The 6932-nt window shown below is 70.5% G+C and carries 5 protein-coding genes; 3 read left to right on the forward strand and 2 right to left on the reverse strand.

What is annotated here, in order from left to right; all coding sequences use genetic code 11:
• Window positions 1-66: 66 nt before the first annotated feature.
• A complete protein-coding gene (locus tag JGS39_RS34330; protein WP_219573664.1) occupies window positions 67-981 on the reverse strand; it encodes a TetR/AcrR family transcriptional regulator in 915 nt (304 codons plus the stop codon).
• Window positions 982-1400: 419 nt separating this feature from the next.
• On the opposite strand from JGS39_RS34330, the gene JGS39_RS34335 reads away from it, so the two are divergent.
• Window positions 1401-2717 (forward strand): NAD(P)/FAD-dependent oxidoreductase, encoded by a 1317-nt coding sequence (locus JGS39_RS34335; protein WP_236064491.1) that lies wholly within the window; start codon window positions 1401-1403, stop codon window positions 2715-2717.
• Between the two features lie 194 nt (window positions 2718-2911).
• Complete coding sequence (locus tag JGS39_RS34340) at window positions 2912-4576, forward strand: ATP-binding SpoIIE family protein phosphatase (protein ID WP_219573665.1); 1665 nt, start codon at window positions 2912-2914, stop codon at window positions 4574-4576.
• A 27-nt stretch (window positions 4577-4603) separates the two neighbouring features.
• Here JGS39_RS34340 and JGS39_RS34345 read toward each other — a convergent pair whose 3' ends face one another.
• A complete protein-coding gene (locus tag JGS39_RS34345; RefSeq protein ID WP_219573667.1) occupies window positions 4604-5911 on the reverse strand; it encodes an MFS transporter in 1308 nt (435 codons plus the stop codon).
• A gap of 146 nt (window positions 5912-6057) precedes the next feature.
• Between JGS39_RS34345 and JGS39_RS34350 the strand changes: the two genes are divergently transcribed.
• Window positions 6058-6612 (forward strand): MarR family winged helix-turn-helix transcriptional regulator, encoded by a 555-nt coding sequence (locus JGS39_RS34350; protein ID WP_148019506.1) that lies wholly within the window; start codon window positions 6058-6060, stop codon window positions 6610-6612.
• Window positions 6613-6932 lie beyond the last annotated feature (320 nt).

Consider the following 6932-nt stretch of genomic DNA (forward strand, 5'->3'; position numbering starts at 1 on the left):
ACCACCCGGCAACGCCACCAACCGGCAACGCCACAGGGACCGGCAACGCCACAGGGCAGCGTGCACTCACACGGGGCGCGAGCGCAGTCCCTCCAGCAGGATGTCCAGCAGCCGGGCCGAGGCCGCCGCCTGCTGGGCCGCGTCGGGCAGCGAGGGCGCCGCCGTCGCGATGACCAGCAGCACATCGGCCACCGTCACATCACGACGCAGCTCACCCGACGCACGGGCCCGGTCCACCAGCCGGCCCACGACCTCCAGCAGATCGGCAGCTCCCGCGCCGAGGTCCTCGCTCCCGTCCGCCGGTACGGAGAGGCGTTCAGCCGCCCGCGGACCCGCCTGGCCCGCAGCCTGCCCGGCCTCCTGGCGCTGCTGGGGCACCCGGGGTTCGTCCCACGCGTCACCCGTCGCCGTTTCCGCGGCCTGCGCGGTACCCGCGTCGCCGACCACCGCGGACTCGTCGGCATCGACACCGACCCGCAGTATCTGCGGAGGCAGCAGCCGCCCGGCACCCGAGGCCACCGACGTCCGCAGGAAGCGCGACAGCGCCGACCACGGCTCCTCCTCCTGACCCAGCGCGGACCGGGCCTGGTCGGTCAGCCGTGCAGTCTCCTCCTCGGCTATCCGCCTCACCAGCACGTCCTTGCTGGGAAAGCGCCGGTACACCGTTCCGACACCGACCCGGGCGCGCCTTGCCACGTCCTCCATCGGAGCGCCGTAACCCAGCTCGCCGAACACCTCACGCGCAGCCCGCAACACGTGTTCCAGATTGCGCTGCGCGTCCACGCGCAGGGGCGCCGAGCGGCCGTGTGTGCCGGCCCCGCCGACCTGCACGCCGAGCGCGGCTCCGAGCGTGCTCACGGTCCCCGGCGATGAGCCGGTCCCGTCCGCCCCGAGCCCGTTCACTGTGCCGACTGACCCGATCCGTCCGTTTCCTTCGGACGTGACCGCAGCAGTCGGCCAATGCGATTCCTGAATATGCATAACTGTTCCCCCGGTTATGACGTCTCCCCCCGGAGACTCCCGCCGTATCGGTCGAGGGTGGACCGATGGTCACCGTCCGACACCCCGACGACATAGGAACATAGTTGAGCCAGGGTCAATTCAGAAGGGGGCAGCCCCCCGGGAGCGTCCTCCGGCCGGAGCACCGGCCGGCCGGTCATCCGCCCGAACCCCTTCCACCGCCCTCCCCGCAACCCCTGACCTGCGGGACTTCCGCATATACGGCACTGCCCACGGCCGCGGCCCGCACAGAACCTCCGGTCACACAATTTGCCGGGGCTGTGGACAAACTCCTGCGCACGTTGCGTCATGGGGTGGTGATGGCTTCAGATTCCGGGGGAACACCCCCCGGCCCCCCGCCGGGTGTGCGCATTCTCGTCGTCGGTGGGGGCTATGTCGGGATGTACACAGCGCTGCGTCTCCAACGGAAGCTGAAGCAGAGACTGAGAAGCGGTGAAGCGGAGATCACCGTCGTCACTCCCGACCCTTATATGACGTATCAGCCGTTCCTCCCCGAGGCCGCCGCTGGTTCCATCTCACCGCGCCATGTCGTCGTGCCGCTGCGCCGGGTCCTGGCGCACTGCACCATCGTCGTCGGCGAGGCCCGGCGCATCGATCACACCAAGCGCACCGCGACCGTCACCACCCTCGCCACGGCCGAGGACGGCACCGGCGCCGTGGAGATCCCGTACGACGAGCTCGTCCTCGCCCCCGGCTCCGTCTCGCGTACCCTGCCGGTTCCCGGCCTCGCCGAGCACGGCGTCGGCTTCAAGACCATCGAAGAGGCCATCGGGCTGCGCAACCACGTGATCGAGCAGATGGACATCGCGTCGGCCACCCGCGACCCCGCCATCCGCGACGCCGCCCTCACCTTCGTCTTCGTCGGCGGTGGATACGCGGGAGTGGAGGCGCTCGCCGAGCTGGAGGACATGGCCCGCTACACCGCGCGGTACTACCACAACATCAAGGCCGAGGACCTGAAATGGATCCTCGTCGAGGCGACCGGCCGCATCCTCCCCGAGGTCGGGGAGTCGATGGGCAGGTACGCGGTCAGGGAGCTGCGCGGCCGCAACATCGACGTACGCCTCGACACCCGGCTGGAGTCCTGCGAGGACCGGATCGCCGTGCTCAGCGACGGCTCCCGCTTCCCGACCCGCACGCTCGTGTGGACCGCCGGAGTCAAACCCGCCCCGCTGCTCGCCCACACCGGTCTGCCCCTCAATGAACGCGGCAGGCTCGTCTGCACCGCACGGCTCACCGTCGAGGGCACCGAACACGCCTGGGCCGCAGGTGACGCCGCCGCCGTCCCCGACCTGACGGCCTCCGAACCCGGCAGGGAGACCGCGCCCAACGCCCAGCACGCGGTCCGCCAGGCCAAGGTCCTCGCCGACAACCTCGTCGCCTCGATCGACGGCCGCCCGCTCAAGGAGTACCGGCACAGCTACGCGGGATCCGTCGCCTCCCTCGGACTCCACAAGGGCGTCGCGCACGTGTACGGCCGCCGGCTCAAGGGGTATCCGGCCTGGCTCATGCACCGCACGTACCACCTGAGCCGCGTCCCGACGTTCAACCGGAAGGCCCGGGTGCTGGCCGAATGGACCCTGGCCGGACTCTTCAAGCGCGAGATCGTCTCCCTGGGCTCCCTGGAACACCCCAGGGCCGAGTTCGAAATCGCCGCGGGCAGGCGCCCCCGGCCGGACGACGGCGACTGTCAGTAGGGTCCGACACACTGGACGTGTGACCATAGGTGGGCTCACATCTGCACAGAGTGACCCGGCAGGCAGCGACCGACAGTGACCATCGAGGAAGACCGTCCCAGGGGCAACAGACCGCCACCGCATACTTGTGACGCCCCGGCAGAGGAAGCAGCCCGCCCGAGCGGACCAGACCGACACACGAGGCAATGGATTCCGTGAACTTCACGCGTTGGAGCGCCCGCCTACCCGGTACGCAGCGCCGAGCCGCCCGGGACGACCGCAGTCCCGTACCGGCGGCCCGCGCAGAGTGCGCACAGGCCGACACCGGGTCGGGCCCTCCGGGCGGCCATCCCGACGGCCCCGGCAACCGGTCCACCGGCCCCACTCTGGAGGACCTCTCCGCCCGCGACATCCTCGGCCGGCTGCCGGCCCTCGTCGCCCTGGTGCACGGGCCCGATCACCGCATCACCTACGTCAACGACGCCTATACTGCGGCGTTCGGCCCGCGCCCCCTCGACGCCCCGGCGGCCGAGGCGATGCCCGAACTCACCGAGCTCAGCCTGCTCCCCCTGATGGACCAGGTCCTGCGCAGCGGTACGCCGCGCACGGTCAAGTCCCGCAAGGCCGGCAGCGGCAACTCGTACACGGTCACCTGCACCCCCGTGCGACACGAGAAGGACAAGGGCCACGAGGGCGGCGTCCTCGTGTACGCCGCGGATGTCACCGACCACGCCGAAGCCGCAGAGCGGCTGCGCACCAGCGAGAGCCGGCACCGCAAGACGGCCGTCACCCTTCAGCGCTCGCTCCTCCCGCAGGAGCTGGAGCAGCCCGACGACCTGCGGATCGCCGCCACCTACCAGCCGGGCGGGACGGACGCCGCGGTCGGCGGCGACTGGTACGACGTCATCACCCTCGGGGCGGGCCGCACCGCACTGGTCATCGGGGACGTGATGGGCCGCGGGGTGCGCGCCGCGGCGGTGATGGGCCAGCTGCGCACGGCCGTGCGCGCCTACGCCCGCCTCGACCTCCCGCCGCACGAGGTGCTCCAGCTGCTCGACGGGCTCGCCGCCGAGATCGACGCCAGCCAGATCGCGACCTGCGCCTACGCCGTCCACGATCCCAACGAGGGCCTGCTCGTCTACTCCTCCGCCGGCCACCTCCCGATCCTGGTACGGGACGAGGACGGCACCGTCCACCGTGCGGAGGGCCCGACCGGCCCCCCGCTCGGCACCGGCGGCTGGATCCACACCTCGGGCACGATCGCGCTGCCGCCCGGCTCCACGGCCGTCCTCTACACGGATGGCCTGGTCGAGCGCCGGAGCGAGGACATCGACGAGGGCGTGGCCTCGCTGGAGCGGGCGCTGTCCGGGGCGAAGGGGGCGCCGCAGGTGGTCTGCGACCGTTTGATGCGTTCCCTCAACATCACCGCGGAACACGACGACGACGTGGCGGTGCTGGTCGTCCAGCACCCCGCCCGCACGGGGGCGACTGCGGAGCTGTTCCACAACGCCTCGCTCGATCTGCTCGGCGGCATCGAGGCCGCCCCGCGCGCCCGCGCCTTCGCGACGGGCGTGCTGACGTCCTGGCGTTTCCCGATGGAGCTGTGCGAACTGGGCGTCCTCGCCGCCGGTGAGCTCGTCGCCAACTCCCTCCAGCACGGGACGCCGCCGATGCGCCTGGCGCTGCGGCGCACGGACCGCAGACTGATCATCGAAGTGACCGACGGCGACGACCACCTGCCGCGCCGCCGCCGCGCCGAACCGGGGGACGAGGCGGGCCGGGGCATCTCCATCGTCGCGTCGATCGCCACGTCCTGGGGCAGCCGCCGTACACCCGGCGGCGGCAAGGCGGTCTGGTGCGAATTCGCCCTGCCGCAGTAGCGGACCGGGGCCCGCGGCCTCGTACGGTCAGTGCACGGCGGCGACGGGCGCCGGCCCGCCGGCCGGCGCGTTCTCCGGCAACGACACGGCCACGACCCGCGACGGCACGGCCGCGAGCGAAGGCTGGTCCTGTACGGGGGTGAGTTGCCGCCCGAGCCGCAGCGCGAGCACCGTGATACCCAGCGAGAACAGCACGAACGTCACGATGTACGGCCCGTGCAGCGACGCCCCCATCGGGCCGCCCACGGCGGGCCCGACCGCCAGCGCCAGCTGCTTGCAGAGCGCGAACGCCGAGTTGTACTGACCGACCATCGACTCCGGCGCGAGATCGGCGACCAGAGGCGCGACGGTCGGGGACAGCATCGACTCGCCGAGCCCGAAGAGCGCGTACGTGGAGATCATCGCGGCGGTCGCCATGGTCTGGCTTCCGTGCCCGAGGCCCGCGTAGCCCGCCACGATCCAGGCGAACGCCCAGATCAGGCCGACCGAGGCGATGACCCGGCTGCGCTTGCGGCGCTCCACCAGGCGCAGCACCACGAACTGGGCCACGACGATGACGGCGGTGTTGGCGGCCAGCGCGATCCCGAGCGTCGAGGGCTGGATCCCGGCGGCCTCGGTGCCGTACGCGGCAAGGCCGGACTCGAACTGTCCGTAGCAGGCGAAGAACACCACGAAGCCCAGCACGCACAGCTGCACCATGGCCCGGTGCGAGAGCAGCACCCGCAGCCCGCCGCGAGGAGCACTCCCGTCGGCCGCCGCGTCCTTCGGGACGGCAGTGGGACGGGGCATCCGCACGGTCGCCGCGATGGCGCCGAGCACGAGGAACATCACCGCTTCGATCAGGAACAGCATCGTGAAGGAGGAAGCCCGGCTCGTGTCCACGATCAGCCCGCCGACCAGACCACCGATGCCGAGCCCCAGGTTCTGCAGGAAGAACTGCATGGCGAAGGCACGGGTACGGGTAGTGGCGTCGGAGCAGCGGACGAGCATCGTGGCGAGGGCCGGCTGCATGACGGCGGTCCCCGCGCCGAGCACCGCGGCCGACAGGACGGCTGCGGTGACCTGCGAGGAGAAGCCCAGCGCGACGGCGCCCAGGGAGGCGACGACCGAGGCGACGACCAGTACGGGCAGTGGCCCGCGGCGGTCGATGACCCGGCCGGTGAACGGTAGGACGGCGAGCGCTGCCATGGCGAAGACCGCCAGTACGACTCCCGCCGTACCGGCACCGAGATCCCGTACCTGCGCCACGTAGACGTACAGATACGGAACGGTGAACCCGAGCCCGAACGTGCTCAGCGCGCTCCCCAGCTGGATCCGCCGCAGTGCTGCACCCATTTCCCTGGTCACACTCACCTACCTCAAGGTCTAGAAACCACGTCGTGAACGACTCGAACCCGAAGACTTTAACACTAAAGTTAGAACCTCAACAATACAGATCGAAGGACTTCGACGGCTATGGAGGGCGTGCCATACTGCCCGCCATGTCTGACACCACGGAGCCCGAGCTCCAGGAGCCGAGCCTCGACGAGCAGATCGCCGCCTATCAGCGCGAGTTCCGCGACCTGGACCCGCAGGTCGAGCAGGTCGTCTCGGCCCTCGGCCGGCTGAACCGCCGGATGAACGTGGCGTACGGACGGCAGGTCGCCGCCCTCGGCATCAGCAACGCCGAGTGGGAGGTCCTCAAGACCCTCGTGCTGTCCGGCGCTCCCTACCGACTGGGCCCCGGCGAGCTGGCCAAGCGCCTAGGCCTCACCCCGGCCGCGATGACGCACCGCATCGACCGCATGGCGGGCGAGGGTCTCGTGACCCGCGACCGTGACGAGAACAACCGGGTGCGCGTCATCGTCGAGCTGACGGACGAGGGTCGTACGAAGTGGCTGGAGGCGATGCGGATGGCCACGGACTTCGAGGAGGACCTGCTCCAGGACCTCTCGGGCGACGAGCGGGGAGCCCTCGGCGAGATACTGATCCGCCTCCTGCGCCGCGTCGAGCACGCCCAGCCGGACGCCGGCGGACGCCTGACCGACCTGGGCTGAGACGGCCCCGGGGCGGCCCAGCGGGGGCTGCCAGGGAGGGGGTTGACATGGCCCCACGGCATCCGTAAGGTTCTTCGAGTTGTCCCCGAGCCGGAACGGTTCTTGGACAACCATCCGCCGCGAATGCGGCAACCAATCTCGACACGATCTCTCCCACTCGGGACCAATTTCGGCATGCCGAAATTGATTGCGAAGACTCGATTATGAGTCGCCGGGAAAATTCGCTAGAGTTTGAGACGTCGGAACGGCCCAACAGCCGGAAAGACAAACCCCGCTGACTGGGAATCAGGCCCGAAAGGATCTGATAGAGTCGGAAACGC

The sequence above is a fragment of the Streptomyces poriferorum genome (genome assembly GCF_019399235.1).
Lineage (GTDB): Bacteria > Actinomycetota > Actinomycetes > Streptomycetales > Streptomycetaceae > Streptomyces > Streptomyces poriferorum.

Coding starts and splice junctions, on each gene's coding strand:
- JGS39_RS34330 (WP_219573664.1), bottom strand. CDS start 981: ATGCATATTCAGGAATCGCATTGGCCGACTGCTGCGGTCACGTCCGAA.
- JGS39_RS34335 (WP_236064491.1), top strand. CDS start 1,401: ATGTACACAGCGCTGCGTCTCCAACGGAAGCTGAAGCAGAGACTGAGA.
- JGS39_RS34345 (WP_219573667.1), bottom strand. CDS start 5,911: ATGGGTGCAGCACTGCGGCGGATCCAGCTGGGGAGCGCGCTGAGCACG.
- JGS39_RS34350 (WP_148019506.1), top strand. CDS start 6,058: ATGTCTGACACCACGGAGCCCGAGCTCCAGGAGCCGAGCCTCGACGAG.